Origin of the sequence: Stenotrophomonas sp. SMYL89 (genome assembly GCF_036319985.1) — a bacterium.
GTDB classification, from domain to species: domain Bacteria; phylum Pseudomonadota; class Gammaproteobacteria; order Xanthomonadales; family Xanthomonadaceae; genus Stenotrophomonas; species Stenotrophomonas maltophilia_Q.
In genome coordinates, this window is record NZ_JAWIRW010000007.1 from 108,136 (window position 1) to 122,206 (window position 14,071).

Annotated in this window: 12 protein-coding genes; 9 read left to right on the plus strand and 3 right to left on the minus strand. The window is 67.1% G+C overall.

The genetic code is table 11. From position 1 onward, the window contains the following. Nucleotides 1-157: 157 nt before the first annotated feature. The 7 genes from V3B41_RS11035 (at nt 158) to V3B41_RS11065 (ending at nt 8,057) form a co-directional block, all read left to right on the plus strand. Entirely contained in the window at nt 158-1,456 is a 1,299-nt protein-coding gene (locus V3B41_RS11035; RefSeq protein ID WP_049428869.1) for a nucleoside transporter C-terminal domain-containing protein, read from the plus strand. 25 nt (nt 1,457-1,481) lie between these two features. Beyond that, complete coding sequence (locus V3B41_RS11040; protein WP_049428870.1) at nt 1,482-2,447, plus strand: ribokinase; 966 nt, start codon at nt 1,482-1,484, stop codon at nt 2,445-2,447. 149 nt (nt 2,448-2,596) lie between these two features. Then, nucleotides 2,597-3,028, plus strand: coding sequence for a hypothetical protein (locus V3B41_RS11045; protein ID WP_197620265.1), 432 nt, complete (start codon nt 2,597-2,599; stop codon nt 3,026-3,028). 147 nt (nt 3,029-3,175) lie between these two features. Further along, entirely contained in the window at nt 3,176-4,171 is a 996-nt protein-coding gene (gene dusB, locus V3B41_RS11050; RefSeq protein ID WP_049428920.1) for a tRNA dihydrouridine synthase DusB, read from the plus strand. Nucleotides 4,172-4,231: 60 nt separating this feature from the next. After that, the gene (locus V3B41_RS11055; protein WP_049428873.1) at nt 4,232-5,059 is read left to right on the plus strand and encodes a class I SAM-dependent methyltransferase; all 828 of its coding nucleotides are present in this window, start codon (nt 4,232-4,234) and stop codon (nt 5,057-5,059) included. Nucleotides 5,060-5,316: 257 nt separating this feature from the next. Beyond that, a complete protein-coding gene (locus V3B41_RS11060; protein WP_329861058.1) occupies nt 5,317-7,050 on the plus strand; it encodes a hypothetical protein in 1,734 nt (577 codons plus the stop codon). Next, the gene (locus tag V3B41_RS11065) at nt 7,047-8,057 is read left to right on the plus strand and encodes a glycosyltransferase (RefSeq protein WP_197620263.1); all 1,011 of its coding nucleotides are present in this window, start codon (nt 7,047-7,049) and stop codon (nt 8,055-8,057) included. The genes V3B41_RS11060 and V3B41_RS11065 overlap by 4 nt, the downstream gene beginning before the upstream one ends. A 50-nt stretch (nt 8,058-8,107) precedes the next feature. Here the strand turns inward: V3B41_RS11065 and V3B41_RS11070 are convergent, their stop codons facing one another. From V3B41_RS11070 to V3B41_RS11080, 3 genes are all read right to left on the minus strand, one after another. Next, the gene (locus V3B41_RS11070; RefSeq protein ID WP_197620262.1) at nt 8,108-9,166 is read right to left on the minus strand and encodes a metal-dependent hydrolase; all 1,059 of its coding nucleotides are present in this window, start codon (nt 9,164-9,166) and stop codon (nt 8,108-8,110) included. A 119-nt stretch (nt 9,167-9,285) separates the two neighbouring features. Beyond that, nucleotides 9,286-10,086, minus strand: coding sequence for a UDP-2,3-diacylglucosamine diphosphatase (locus tag V3B41_RS11075; RefSeq protein WP_329861062.1), 801 nt, complete (start codon nt 10,084-10,086; stop codon nt 9,286-9,288). Further along, nucleotides 10,083-11,798 (minus strand): lysophospholipid acyltransferase family protein, encoded by a 1,716-nt coding sequence (locus tag V3B41_RS11080; RefSeq protein ID WP_329861064.1) that lies wholly within the window; start codon nt 11,796-11,798, stop codon nt 10,083-10,085. The genes V3B41_RS11075 and V3B41_RS11080 overlap by 4 nt, the downstream gene beginning before the upstream one ends. A gap of 336 nt (nt 11,799-12,134) precedes the next feature. Here V3B41_RS11080 and metK point away from each other — a divergent pair, with 336 nt between their 5' ends. Further along, the gene (gene metK / locus V3B41_RS11085; protein WP_197620260.1) at nt 12,135-13,346 is read left to right on the plus strand and encodes a methionine adenosyltransferase; all 1,212 of its coding nucleotides are present in this window, start codon (nt 12,135-12,137) and stop codon (nt 13,344-13,346) included. 140 nt (nt 13,347-13,486) lie between these two features. Then, nucleotides 13,487-13,993, plus strand: coding sequence for an acyl-CoA thioesterase (locus tag V3B41_RS11090; RefSeq protein WP_005415314.1), 507 nt, complete (start codon nt 13,487-13,489; stop codon nt 13,991-13,993). The last annotated feature ends 78 nt before the right edge of the window (nt 13,994-14,071 follow it).

A 14,071-nucleotide genomic window follows, 5' to 3' on the forward strand; every position in this document is an offset into this window, starting at 1 on the left:
ATCGATCCCCATTCTACCTGTCGCCGCCGGCCGCAAGCCCTTGCCGTTGCTGGCCTGATCGGTACCGATGGGTGCGCGCACGCTGCTTTTCCTTGCCCCGGCCCCGGCCCTGCACTAGGCTTCCCGTTTTTCGCGACGCCCCAGGGGAGTCACTCACATGGTCGAAGGTTTGGGCAGGATCGGCTTCGGCCTGTTCGGGTTGGCGGTGCTGATCGGCATCACCTGGTTGTTTTCCAATAACAAGCGTGCGGTTGACTGGAAGCTGGTTGCCACCGGTATCACCCTGCAGATCGCCTTCGCGGCGCTGGTGATCCTGGTGCCGGGCGGGCGCGACGTGTTCGACGCGCTGGGCCACGGCTTCGTCAAGGTGCTGAGCTTCGTCAACGAGGGCTCCGGTTTCATCTTCGGCTCGTTGATGGACACCAAGAACTACGGCTTCATCTTCGCCTTCCAGGTGCTGCCGACCATCATCTTCTTCTCGGCGCTGATGGGCGTGATGTACCACCTGAACATCATGCAGGCGATCGTGCGCGTGATGGCGTGGGCGATCACCAAGGTGATGCGCGTGTCCGGTGCGGAAACCACCAGCGTCTGCGCCAGCGTGTTCATCGGCCAGACCGAGGCGCCGCTGACCGTGCGCCCGTACATCGCCAAGATGACCCAGTCCGAGCTGCTGACCATGATGATCGGCGGCATGGCGCACATCGCCGGCGGCGTGCTGGCCGCCTACGTGGGCATGCTCGGCGGCGGCGACCCGGTGCAGCAGGCGTTCTACGCCAAGCACCTGCTGGCAGCCAGCATCATGGCCGCGCCGGCCACCCTGGTCGTGGCCAAGCTGTTGATTCCGGAAACCGGCACCCCGCTCACCCGCGGCACGGTGAAGATGGAAGTGGAGAAGACCTCCAGCAACATCATCGACGCGGCCGCCGCCGGTGCCGGTGACGGCCTGAAGCTGGCGCTGAACATCGGCGCAATGCTGCTGGCCTTCATCGCCCTGATCGCGCTGCTGAACGCCCCGCTGACCTGGATCGGTGAAGTGACCGGCCTGGCCGCGCAGATCGGCAAGCCGACCAACCTGTCGACCATCTTCGGTTACGTGCTTGCCCCGATCGCCTGGGTGATCGGCACGCCGTGGGCCGATGCCACCACCGTTGGTTCGCTGATCGGCCAGAAGGTCGTGATCAACGAATTCGTGGCCTACACCGAGCTGTCGCAGATCGTGAACGGCCAGGTGGCCGGCGTGAGCCTGTCCAACGAAGGTCGCTTGATCGCCACCTACGCACTGTGCGGCTTTGCCAACTTCAGCTCGATCGCCATCCAGATCGGCGGCATCGGTGGCCTGGCCCCGGAACGTCGCCACGACCTGGCCAAGTTCGGCCTGCGCGCGGTGCTGGGCGGTACCATTGCCACCTTCATGACGGCGACCATCGCCGGCGTGCTGACGCACTTCAGTTGAACCCTTGGTTGAGAAAAGATTCCCTATGAGCAGCAGTGTCGTTGTCGTCGGTTCCTTCAATGTCGATCACGTGTGGCGGTGCGAATCACTGCCGGCACCGGGCGCGACCATTGCCGGCCGCTACAGCACCGGCCCGGGTGGCAAGGGCTTCAACCAGGCCGTGGCCGCCTGCCGCGCCGGCGCCGAGACGCACTTCGTGTGCGCGCTGGGCGATGACGCCGGTGGCGCCACCGCGCGTGAACTGGCCGCGCAGGATGGTTTCGGCCTGATCGCCGAAGCCAGCAGCGAGCCGACCGGCACCGCCGGCATCTATGTGGACGCGCGCGGCCGCAACACCATCGTGATCGGCCCGGGCGCCAACGCCGCGCTCAGCACCGACTTCCTGCAACAGCAGCAGGCGCTGCTGACCGGCGCCAAGGTGGTGCTGGTGCAGCTGGAATCGCCGGTGCAGACGATTGAAGCGGCGCTGGCCACGGCACGCGAGGCCGGCGTCACCACGGTGCTCAACACCGCACCGGCCGACGCCCCCTCGACCATCGGCCTGCTCAAGCTGGCCGATGTGATCACCCCGAACGAGACCGAGTTCGCCGCCCTGCTCGGCCGCCATGTCGGCGAGCGCGTGGATGCCAACGACGTGGCCGCACTGGATGGCGCCAGCCTGCATGCGCTGTGCCGCAAGCTGGTCGGCAACGGCACGGTGGTGGTGACCCTGGGTTCGGTGGGCGTGTTCGTCTCGCATGCCGACGAGAACCTGCGCGGCGATACCCAGCCGTACTACCGTGTCGGTGCCGAACAGGTGCAGGCCATCGACACCACCGGTGCCGGTGACGCCTTCAACGGTGCGCTGGCCGCGTCGCTGGCGCAGGTGGCCGACGCCCCGTTCGCCCGCCACGTGCGCTTCGCCAACCAGTTCGCCGGCCGTTCGACCGAGAAGGAAGGCGCCGCTGCGGCAATGCCGCGTTTCACCCCGTCCGACGCCGAAGCAAAGTAATTCCACGCCATGCGTGGATGAGAGGGCCCGGGTGTGCAGGCACCCGGGCCTTTCTTTTGCCCGTTTCCCAGCCCCTGCGACCGCCTGTCACATTGCCCACACCCTGCCCCTCGCCCACCATCCGCGCAGCTTCCTCGCACGGGCAGGAGATGGACGGATTCCCCTGGTTGCTGGTCGCGGCCGCCGGCAGTGCCATTGCGGCCCTGCTGCATATCGGCTGCATCGCCTTTGGCGCCCCTTGGTACAGGTCCTTCGGTGCCGGCCAGCGCATGGTCCGGCTGGCGCATGCGGGGCACTGGTGGCCGCCGCTGATGACCGCCGGCATCACGGCCGTGCTGGTGGCCTGGACCCTGTACGCACTGGCCGCCGCGGGCTGGCATTCGCCGCTGCCGGCCAGCCGTCTGGTGCTGCCCGGCATCGCCCTGCTGTTGCTGCTGCGCGCGGCGATGGGCTTCGGGCTGGCCCTGCTCCGGCCCGGAGACAACGGCCGGCGCTTCTGGGTCGTCAGTTCACTGGTGTGCCTCAGCCTGGGGCTGGCCTTCGCGCTGGGCACCCGCCAGGCCTGGCAGAGCCTGGGGTAGCCGCCTACCATCGCCCGCCCTTGGGGGCGGCGGAAGCAACCGTCAAGCATCTGCTGATGCCGGTAAGGCATGAGGTCGGTGCCGATCGGCCTGAACCGGACCGCGCCCGACACGGCCGTACCGCCGCCCGCGCCCTACAATGGGCGCATGCAGATCGGCCCGTACACCATTGCCCCCAACGTCGTGCTGGCGCCCATGGCCGGCGTCACCGACAAGCCCTTCCGCCTGCTGTGCAAACGGCTGGGCGCGGGTTTGGCTGCCTCGGAAATGACCATCAGCGACCCGCGCTTCTGGAACACGCGCAAGTCGATCCACCGCATGGACCATGACGGCGAGCCGGCACCGATCAGTGTGCAGATCGCCGGCACCGAACCGCAGCAGCTGGCCGAGGCCGCGCGCTACAACGTCGACCACGGCGCGCAGATCATCGACATCAACATGGGCTGCCCGGCCAAGAAGGTATGCAACGCCTGGGCGGGTTCGGCACTGATGCGCGACGAGCAGCTGGTGGCGCGCATCCTCGAAGCCGTGGTCAACGCGGTGGACGTGCCGGTCACGCTGAAGATCCGCACCGGCTGGGACTGCGACCATCGCAATGGCCCGCTGATCGCGCGCATCGCCGAGGACAGCGGCATCGCGGCGCTGGCGGTGCATGGCCGCACCCGCGACCAGCACTACACCGGCCAGGCCGAGTACGGCACCATCGCCGAGATCAAGGCCGCGCTGCGCATTCCGGTGATCGCCAACGGCGATATCGATTCGCCACAGAAGGCCGCCTACGTCCTGAAGGAAACCGGCGTGGACGCGGTGATGATCGGCCGCTCGGCGCAGGGCCGGCCGTGGATCTTCCGCGAAGTGGCGCACTACCTGGCCACCGGCGAGGAACTTCCACCACCGTCACTGGCGGAAGTACGCGACATCCTGCTTGGCCACCTGCACGCACTGCATGCGTTCTATGGCGAGCCCCAGGGCGTGCGCATCGCGCGCAAGCACCTGGGCTGGTATGCCAAGGACCGGCCAGAGAACGCCGCCTTCCGAGCAGTGGTCAACCGTGCCGAAGATCCGCAGAGCCAGATCGCACTGACCACCGAGTACTTCGACCGCCTGATCGCCGGGGAACCGGCGCTGCCTTCGGCGGCCTGAGCCGCCAGCCCCGCGTTTCCGAACAGTCGAGCCAGCTCGACGCTACATGAGCCCGCCGTCATGACCCCGCCGATCTCCTCCCCGACCTACCTGCACGGGTTCTCCGGCACCGAGCAGCAGCGCCTGATGACCCAGGCGCGCCTGCTGGAATCGAGCATCTTCGGCCAGATCGACTACAGCGGCGCGCGGCGCCTGCTGGAAGTCGGCAGCGGCGTGGGTGCGCAGACCGAGATCCTGCTGCGCCGCTTCCCGGAACTGCACGTGACCGGCGTGGACCTGAGCGAGACCCAGCTGGAGACTGCACGCGAGAACCTGTCGCGCACACCATGGTGCAGCGACCGCTACACCCTGCAGCAGGCTGACGCCGGCGAACTGCCCTTCGAGGCGCGCAGCTTCGATTCGGCGTTCCTGTGCTGGGTGCTGGAACACGTTCCGTCACCGGCACGCGTGTTGAGTGAAGTGCGTCGCGTTCTGGCCCCGGGGTCGCCGGTCTACATCACCGAGGTGATGAACGCCTCGTTCCTGCTCGACCCGTATTCGCCGCATATCTGGCGCTACTGGATGGCCTTCAACGATTTCCAGTACGACCACGGGGGCGACCCGTTCGTCGGCGCCAAGCTGGGCAACCTGCTGCTGGCCGGTGGCTTCCGCGACGTGCACACCGAGATCAAGACCATCCACCTGGATAACCGTGAACCGGCACGTCGCAAGACAATGATCGCGTTCTGGGAACAGCTGCTGCTGTCGGCGGCAGACCAGTTGTTGCAGGCCGGCTCGGTGGACGAGGAAACCGTGGAAGGCATGCGCCGCGAATTCCGGCTGGTGCAGAACGATCCGAACGCGGTGTTCTTCTATTCGTTCGTGCAGGGCCGCGCGACGGTGTATTGAGGCCGGTCCTCGCCACAGGGTGGCCTGCGGCTCCGGCAGCAACCGGCTAGAATCCCGCAGTCCCGGCCTCGGAACGGCGCGTGCCGGGGCCTCTCCCCGTGCGGCAGCAGAGCATCGGTGCGTGAGCCTGTCGCGCGCGGATGGACCTGACCTGCGGGAGCATGATGAACGACAACGGCCGAACGCCTTTCCCTGCCCAGGACCCGGGCCAGACGGGCGGACTTCGCCTTGGCCAGGTTCGCCTGCTTGCCGGGATCATGGCGCTGCTGTGCATCCTGTATGTCGCGCTCGCACTGACGCCTTCTTCCTACTCGCTGGCCTACGAGTACCTCGGCCTGACCCCGCAGCAGCCGCTGCTCGGTACCGCCCGCTACATCCGCACCGACGAATGGATGGTGTTCACGCCGTACATCCAGATCGCGGTCAACAACGACTTCGGGCAGTTCAATGCGCACTCGGCATACCACGAGTCACTGCGCACCTTCCAGGCGCTGCCGCTGCAGGACTGGGGGCTGCTGTTCAAGCCGTACCACTGGGCGTTCTTCATGCTGCCTGCAGCGAACGCCTATTCGTTCTTCTTCATGTTCATGGCCATGGCCTTCCTGAGCGGATGGGCCCTGCTCCTGCGCCAACTGCGGATGCCGGCACTAGCCGCAGTACTGGTTTCGACCACGCTGTTCTTCGCGCCGTTCGTGCAGGTCTGGTGGACCAGTAATGCCGGTGCCTTCGCGCTGGCACCCTGGGTTGCGGTGGCATGGCTGGGCATCGGCCATCGCGCGCTGCGCATCGTGGCCTGCGCCTATGCACTGGCGGCATGGCTGATCGCGGTGTCCTACCCGCCTTTCATCATTTCCTCGGTGCTTGCCCTGGCGGTGCTGGTGCTGGCGGTCCGGCGCGATGCCATCACCGTTGTACGTCTGGTCGATGCCGCCATCGCAGGCGCGATCGCACTGGCGGTGTTCGTCGGCTACTTCCACGACATCATCCCGATCGTGCGCAACACGGTGTACCCCGGCCAGCGCCAGAGCGCCGGTGGCGGTGTCGGCCTGACCAGCCTGCTCGCGCACCTCTTCCCGAACCTGATGACCTACCGGTTCGCCCCGCTGCCGTTGTTCAAGGCATCCAACGATTGCGAAATCGCGGTGCTGGGCAGCCTGCTGCCGCTGTTCACCCTGGTGCTGGCCGATGGCGCACGGCTGCGTGAATGGGCGAAAAGCCATCGCAGCTCCCTGCTGATCCTGGCCGCCGGCCTGCTGTTCATCGCCTGCTGGATCTTCCTGCCTGTGCCTGCCGTAGTTGGCAAACTGACCACCCTGTCGATGGTGCCCCCCGCTCGCGCACTGCTGGCCTTCGGCCTGTTGCTCAACATCGCCTGCGCGATGATCCTGGTGCACTGCGGCGTGCGCCTGCAGCGCTGGCGCCTGCTGCTTCTGGCGGCGCTGCTGATGGTCGGCAGCCTGGCCAAGTTCCTGTTCGGTGAAGGCCAGTTCAGTCGCCTGCACAGCGCTGCCGACGCCATTCCCTACCTGTGCCTGGCCGCACTCGCCGTCGCCGCGCGGCGCCCGCAGTTGTCGGTTCACGCCGCGAGCCTGGTGCTGGCCACGGCCGCGCTGGCCAACCTGCTGGGCAACGGCCTGTTCAATCCCGTGCAGCCGGCCGGCCCGATCTTCGCAATGGACCGCACCGCCGTCCTGCACTCCCTGCAGGCCCGCGGCTCAGCCACCACGACCGAAGGCGCGCTGGTGGCTCCCGGTGGGTTCGGGGCCCTCCTGCCGGGTGTTGGCATTCCCGCCGTGAACCATGTGCTGTACCTGCCACAGATGGATTACTTCCGCCGCTACTTCCCGTCCCTGCCCGACGAGCAGTTCAACTTCACCTTCAACCGCTACCACCACATCACCGTAGCGCCTGAGGGCGACACACCACGGGTGCTCCAGGGGGATCTGGTGGAACTGCCGGCAAAACCCCTGCTGGCCCACCCAGCCCCATGAATCAGATGACCACCACTTCGCCCTCCGCATCCACGCCGGCTCGGATCGCCGTGATCATCCCCTGCTACAAAGTGACCCGCCACGTGCTGTCCGTGCTGGCGGCGATCGATGATGCGGTAACGGCGATCTACTGCGTGGACGATGCGTGCCCCGACGGCAGCGGCCGCCTGATCCAGGCCGAAGCCAACGACCCGCGGATCACCGTGCTGTTCCATCAGCACAACCTCGGCGTCGGCGGCGCGATCAAGACCGGGTACCGCGCGGCCATCGCCGATGGCATGGACATTCTGGTCAAGGTCGATGGCGATGGGCAGATGGACCCAGCGCTGCTGATGGACTTCGTCGCGCCGATCGCCGACGGCCATGCCGACTACACCAAGGGCAACCGATTCTGGAACCTGACCCACATCCGCCGCATGCCTCCAGTGCGGCGCCTGGGCAACCTGCTGCTGTCCTTCATGACCAAGGCTTCGTCCGGGTACTGGCAGGTGTTCGATCCGACCAATGGCTACACCGCCATCCATGCCAAGGTCGCCAGCCACCTGAAGCTCGAGGCGGTCAGCGACCGCTATTTCTTCGAGACCGACATGCTGTTCCGACTGAACACCGTGCGCGCGGTCGTGCAGGATGTGGCGATGGATGCCCACTACGGCGACGAAACCAGCAACCTGCGCATCGGTCGCATCCTGGGTGAGTTCACCATCAAGCACCTGCGCAACACGCTCAAGCGCATTGCCTACAACTATTTCCTGCGCGACCTCAGCATCGCGTCGCTGGAGCTGGTCGCCGGCAGCAGCCTGCTCGCCTTCGGGGGGCTGTTCGGGCTGTACCACTGGGTGCGGTCGGCCCAGGCCGATGTCGCCACGCCGGTGGGTACCATCATGATCGCCATGGTCGCGCTGATCTCCGGGCTGCAGTTCCTGCTGGCGTTCGTTGGCTTTGACATCGCCAACGTGCCGCGCCAGGTGCTGAACCGTTCGATCAAGCTCAACCGCCAGCCGCAGTAGAGCCACGCCATGCGTGGCTGTTGTTCGCACCATCCACGCATGGCGTGGATCTACGGGTGCGCAGCGCCGGTCGCGGATGCTGCCGGCTCGTGCCAGATGCGCTGCCACATCGCGGCCAGCCGGCGCCCGGCGTCGGCGCGTGCTGCCGGGCTGCTGTAGTTCACGCGCAGCTGTTCGGGCACGATCGGCCGCCACTGCCCGTCCACCTGTTCGGCCACGGCGAAGTTGAAGGTGTAATCCGGTTCCAGGCCCATGCGCAGATCACTCAGCACCAGACGCCCGTCAACGACCTGCGCACGCATGAAGCCGCGGTTGAACCACTGCAGTCGCTGCACCGCCGGAATCGCCTGCGCCTCGCGCAGTGCCTGCACGTTGGAGGGATGGCCTTCGAACTGCATCGGCCCATGATCGGCGACCAGCGACCGGTCTCCGACCACGTAGCCATTGGGCGTCATCGCCACTACCCGCCATAGCAGCGTGTTGAACGGCATCGGTACCGAGAAGCGCGGCGCATCGGCCAGGCCCATCGCGGCCAGGCTCTGCTGCGCGACGCGGTCGACCTGCGCCTTGGCCACCAGGCCCCAGCCCAGGTATGCGCTGCTGACCAGCAGTGATGCCCCCAGCACCTTGCCGACCCAGGGGCGCGCACGACCGAACCAGGCCAGCACGTAGCCCAGCAGCAGCCACACCGTGTATGCAGGGTCGATGATGAAGACGCTGGAGCCCATGGTTGGATGTGGCCGCAGCGGCCACCACAACTGGGTGCCATAGACAGTGAACGCATCCAGCACCGGGTGGGTCACCAGCGCCAGCTGGATCGCCCAGAACCAGCGCACCGGTGACTGCGCGACCCGGCCATTTCCACAGCGCTTGAACAACCACCAGATCAGCGCCGCCACCCAGGGCAGCACCAGCAACGAATGGCTGAAGCTGCGGTGCTCGACCATGTTCGCTACCGGGTCGGTGGCGGTGAAGCCGAGCCACAGCGCGTCGAGGTCCGGCAGAGTGCCGAGCGCGGCACCGGCCAGCAGGGCCGCACGGCGATGGCCGGGCGGAGCAATGGCAGCGGCGACGGCGCCACCAAGTACGATCTGGGTCAGGGAATCCATGGGCCGATGCTAACGGCTTACGGGTGGTGCATGTAGAGCCAAGCCCATGCTCGGCTGCTCTTCGTTGCGTGTAACGGCAGCCGAGCATGGGCTCGGCGCTACAAGAGGACCGACGCGGGTTACGCCGCCTGTGACAAGCGCGCGCCCGGTAGCTCCACCAGGGTCTGCCCGTTGTGGTCCAGCAGGCGCAGCGCGCCGTCGTGGTCTTCGACCAGCGCGGTCAAGCTTTCCACCCAGTCGCCATCGTTCGCATAGACCAGGCCGTCGCGTTCGACCAGCGCGGCGCGGTGGATATGGCCACAGACGACGCCATCCAGGCCACGCCGGCGCACGTCGTCCAGCCCGGCCTGCACGAAGCGCTCGATGTAGCGTTCGGCCGCACCACTGCGCTTTTTCAGGAACTCCGACAGCGACCAGTAGCGCATGCCCAGCCGGCGCCGCACTGCATTCAGCGCCTGGTTGCCGGTGAGGATGCGGTAGTACAGCCAGTCACCGAACTTTTCCTGCAGGCCGCCGAAGTGGGTCACGCCGTCGTAGTCGTCGCCATGCGCGACCAGCAGCCGGCGGCCATCGGCGGTCACGTGGATGGCGCGGCGGCGCACCTGCATCGCCGGCAGCATCAGCCCGCACACCTGGCGCAGCGAGGCATCGTGGTTGCCGGGGATATAGATGATCTCGGTGCCTGCACGGCGCAGCGCGTGCAGGGCCTGGATGACTTCGCTGTGCGACTGCCGCCAGTTGGCACGGCGATGCGCCATCCACCACAGGTCGATGATGTCGCCGACCAGATACAGCCGTTCACAGCGCAGCTGCGAGAGAAACCGTGCCAGTTCGGTGGCATGGCAGTGACGTGACCCCAGGTGCACGTCGGAGACGAACACTGCGCGCCGGTGTGGCGACAGGTTCGCCAGCGTGCTCATGCCGGCGTCCCCGCGTCGCGCAGGTAGCGTTTGCGCTTGTTCGGCCGGATCGCGCACAGGTCCACTTCGATCAGGCCATCGATCGAATCGCTGAAGTCCGGATCCACGCCGAAGGCGAGGAAGCGTGCGCCCCCCGGTTCGCACAGATCGGTGTACTGGCGGTACAGCGTGGGCACGCCGGTGCCGAGTGCAGCCAGGTTGGCTTTCAGTACATCGAACGCAGCACCGGCATCCAGTTCGCCGAAACTCGGCGGCGCGGCGAAGTACTGGAACGGCCGGTTCGACTCGGCCAGACCGGCGGTGCCACTGTAGTAGCGCTGGTAGTACGCCACCAGCTGCTCGCGCGCATCGCGCGGCAGCGCCGCACTGATCGACACCGCACCGAACAGGTAGCGGATGCCGGGCCGGCACTGCAGGTAGGCGCCGATGCCCTGCCATAGGTAGTCCAGGCTGCGGCTGCCCCAGTAATCGGGCACCACGAAGCTGCGGCCCAGTTCCAGGCCTTCGGCGATGTGGGTGATGGCGTCGTCGGAATAGCGGAACAACGATGCGCTGTAGAGCCCGGACAGGCCGTGCCGGGCCAGTGCCTGGGCGCCGCGCATGATCCGGTAGGCGCCGGCGATGCGCTGCGCGGCTGCGTCCCAGATCACGATGTGTTCGTACCGCGGATCGTAATCGTCCAGGTCGCGGCTGCGCCCTGTGCCCTCGCCTACCTGGCGGAAGGTCAGCTCGCGCAGGCGGCCCAGTTCCAGCAGCAGCGGTGAATCGGCGCTGCAGGTCGCCAGCAGGATCTGCTTGCCGTCAGCGGTCTGGCCCAGCTGGGTGGCTGCGGCAATGCCGGCGGCAACCTGCGAAGGTGGTACCGGCGACGCCAGCGGCTCCGGACCTGCAACAGCAGCGGCATCGCCCGCCGCCCCATTACGGCCCAGCGCATACAGCGCGCGGCGCACGGCCAACAGCTGCGCGCCCGGGTCACCGCCCTTGCCCAGCTGCATCGGCTCACCGATGCACAGGCGCAGCGGACGGCCACGGCGGGTGAACATCTCGCGCGCCAGCAGCGCGGTACCGGCCGGCTTGAACAGGGTCGAGGCGCCATAGAACAGCGCCGAGTTGCGCGCCTCCACCCGCACCGGCAGCACCGGCGCACCGGCGGCGCGGGCAAAGCGCACGAACCCCCGCTGCCAGCGACCGTCGCGGATGCCGCGCAGCGAGAGGCGTGAGACCTCGCCAGCCGGGAATACGATCACGCACTGCTCGGCCGCCAGCGCCTCCTCCACGGCGTGCAGGCTGCCACGCTGGGCCTTGCCGCCAAGGATGCGCACCGGCAGCAGCAGATCCTGCAGCGGCGCGATGGCTCCCAGCAGGTCGTTGGCCACGATCCGAACATCGCGGCGGATGCGGCCGACCGCGTCCAGCAGCGCCAGTGCATCCAGCGCCCCGGACGGATGATTGGCAACAATCAGCAGGCGGCCCGTGGCCGGGATCTTCGCCAGCGCGGCCGGATCCACCTGGTACTGGCCATCGACGAACTCCAGCCCGGCAGCAACGAAGCCGAATCCGCGCAATCCTGCACTGCGCTGCAGGAAAGCTTCGATCTGGTCCAACCGCGACCAGCGCCCGACGCTGCGCAGCAATGGCCGCGCCAGCTGGCCACGACGGCCATGGAACCAATCGGGAAAGCGTTGCTGGAGACGCTGTTCAAGTTCCTGCATGGCAGATCCACTCATGCCCGGCGGCCGGATTGGCCGACAGCCTGCGCCCGGCAGACGGCAGCCAGATGGCGGTTTCGGGGCAGAACGATGACGGCCGGCCCGCCTTTGCGGCGAGGTCGCTGCCTGCGCGGTCGGGGCCGGCGGCCGTCCCGCCCGTTGTCACGCTGGTGGAACACTGGGCCTCGAGGCTGGGGCCCAATCCCGTCAGGACGGCCCTTGCCGGGCCTACGCGGGCTTAACCACCGGCAACCGGTACAGGTTCACAATGCACAGGCGGCGCACCCCGTGTATCATGCGCGCCCATCTTTCCATCCGAATCAAGGGATATTACGCCTGATGTCCAGCTATCTCTTCACCTCCGAGTCGGTCTCCGAAGGCCATCCGGACAAGGTTGCCGACCAGATCTCCGATGCGGTGCTGGACGCGATCCTGACCCAGGACCAGCGCGCCCGCGTGGCCTGCGAGACCATGGTCAAGACCGGTGTTGCCATTGTTGCCGGTGAAATCACCACCAGCGCCTGGATCGACCTGGAAGCGCTGACCCGCAAGGTCATCACGGACATCGGCTACGACAGCTCCGACGTCGGCTTCGACGGCGCCACCTGCGGCGTGCTGAACCTGATCGGCAAGCAGTCGCCGCACATCGCCCAGGGCGTGGATCGCAAGAAGCCGGAAGAAATGGGCGCGGGCGACCAGGGCCTGATGTTCGGCTATGCCACCAACGAGACCGACAGCCACATGCCGGCCGCGATCCACCTGTCGCACCGCCTGGTCGAGCAGCAGGCCAAGATCCGCAAGAAGAAGAACTCGCCGCTGTCGTGGCTGCGTCCGGACGCCAAGAGCCAGGTCACCCTGCGCTATGAAAACGGCGTGGTCTCGGCCATCGACGCCGTGGTGCTGTCGACCCAGCATGCCCCGGGCATCAAGCAGAAGGACCTCATCGAGGCCGTCCGCGAAGAGATCATCAAGCCGGTGCTGCCGGCCAAGTGGCTGCACAAGGGCACCAAGTTCCACATCAACCCGACCGGCAAGTTCGAGATCGGTGGCCCGGTGGGCGACTGCGGCCTGACCGGCCGCAAGATCATCGTCGACACCTACGGCGGCTGGGCCCGTCACGGTGGTGGCGCCTTCTCCGGCAAGGACCCGTCCAAGGTCGACCGTTCGGCTGCCTACGCGGCCCGCTACGTCGCCAAGAACGTGGTTGCCGCCGGCCTGGCCGACCGCTGCGAAGTGCAGGTCTCCTACGCCATCGGCGTGGCTGAGCCGACCTCGATCTCGGTCACCACCTTCGGCACCGGCAAGATCAGCGACGACAAGATCGAGAAGCTGATCCGCAAGCACTTCGACCTGCGCCCGTACGGCATCATCAAGATGCTCGACCTGGTGCACCCGATGTACCAGCAGACCGCGGCCTACGGCCACTTCGGCCGCAAGCCGAAGGAATTCAGCTACCTCAACGGCGAAGGCGAGACCGTCAACGCCACGGCCTTCTCCTGGGAGAAGACCGACCGCGCCGCCGCCCTGCGCGCCGACGCGAAGCTGAAGTAAGACAGACGAAGGGCCGCGCAAGCGGCCCTTCTGCTTTTTGTAGAGCCGAGCCCATGCTCGGCTTTCCTTTGCCTGCGCCAAGAGCAGCCGAGCATGGGCTCGGCTCTACAAGAGCTACGCCACGCCGATACAATCGGTGCATGTCGACCGAACTGAAAACCCACCAGCTGTCCATGACCGTGCTGATGTCGCCGGAGATGGCCAATTTCTCCGGCAAGGTCCACGGCGGCGCCATCCTGCGCCTGCTCGACCAGGTGGCCTACGCCTGTGCCAGCCGCTATGCCGGCAGCTACGTGGTCACCCTGTCGGTGGACCAGGTGATGTTCCGCCAGCCGATCGCGGTGGGCGAGCTGGTCACCTTCCTGGCCTCGGTGAACTACACGGGCACCTCGTCGATGGAGATCGGCATCAAGGTGGTGGCCGAGGACATCCTCAAGCGCAGCGTGCGCCATGCCAACAGCTGCTTCTTCACGATGGTGGCGGTGGACGAGGAAGGCCGGCCGACGCCGGTACCGCCCCTGCAGCCGGCCACCTCCGACGAGAAGCGCCGCCAGGCCGCCGCGCAGATCCGCCGCCAGCTGCGCCAGGAAATGGAACAGCGCCATCTGGAACTGCTGGCGTCGAACCCGCCTTCGCCGGAGGAATGAGGTAGTGGCGGGGGGGGGGGGGGGGGGGCCCGCCGGCGGGCGGGGCACCAATACTAGAGGCGGGCCGGGGCGCGGGGG

What these genes read in the sequence shown, in the direction of transcription:
- dusB (WP_049428920.1), top strand. Translation starts at nt 3,176, where the DNA reads ATGCAGATCGGCCCGTACACCATTGCCCCCAACGTCGTGCTGGCGCCC.
- V3B41_RS11075 (WP_329861062.1), bottom strand. Translation starts at nt 10,086, where the DNA reads ATGAGCACGCTGGCGAACCTGTCGCCACACCGGCGCGCAGTGTTCGTC.
- V3B41_RS11035 (WP_049428869.1), top strand. Translation starts at nt 158, where the DNA reads ATGGTCGAAGGTTTGGGCAGGATCGGCTTCGGCCTGTTCGGGTTGGCG.
- V3B41_RS11090 (WP_005415314.1), top strand. Translation starts at nt 13,487, where the DNA reads ATGTCGACCGAACTGAAAACCCACCAGCTGTCCATGACCGTGCTGATG.
- V3B41_RS11040 (WP_049428870.1), top strand. Translation starts at nt 1,482, where the DNA reads ATGAGCAGCAGTGTCGTTGTCGTCGGTTCCTTCAATGTCGATCACGTG.
- metK (WP_197620260.1), top strand. Translation starts at nt 12,135, where the DNA reads ATGTCCAGCTATCTCTTCACCTCCGAGTCGGTCTCCGAAGGCCATCCG.
- V3B41_RS11065 (WP_197620263.1), top strand. Translation starts at nt 7,047, where the DNA reads ATGAATCAGATGACCACCACTTCGCCCTCCGCATCCACGCCGGCTCGG.
- V3B41_RS11045 (WP_197620265.1), top strand. Translation starts at nt 2,597, where the DNA reads ATGGACGGATTCCCCTGGTTGCTGGTCGCGGCCGCCGGCAGTGCCATT.
- V3B41_RS11055 (WP_049428873.1), top strand. Translation starts at nt 4,232, where the DNA reads ATGACCCCGCCGATCTCCTCCCCGACCTACCTGCACGGGTTCTCCGGC.
- V3B41_RS11060 (WP_329861058.1), top strand. Translation starts at nt 5,317, where the DNA reads ATGGCGCTGCTGTGCATCCTGTATGTCGCGCTCGCACTGACGCCTTCT.
- V3B41_RS11070 (WP_197620262.1), bottom strand. Translation starts at nt 9,166, where the DNA reads ATGGATTCCCTGACCCAGATCGTACTTGGTGGCGCCGTCGCCGCTGCC.
- V3B41_RS11080 (WP_329861064.1), bottom strand. Translation starts at nt 11,798, where the DNA reads ATGCAGGAACTTGAACAGCGTCTCCAGCAACGCTTTCCCGATTGGTTC.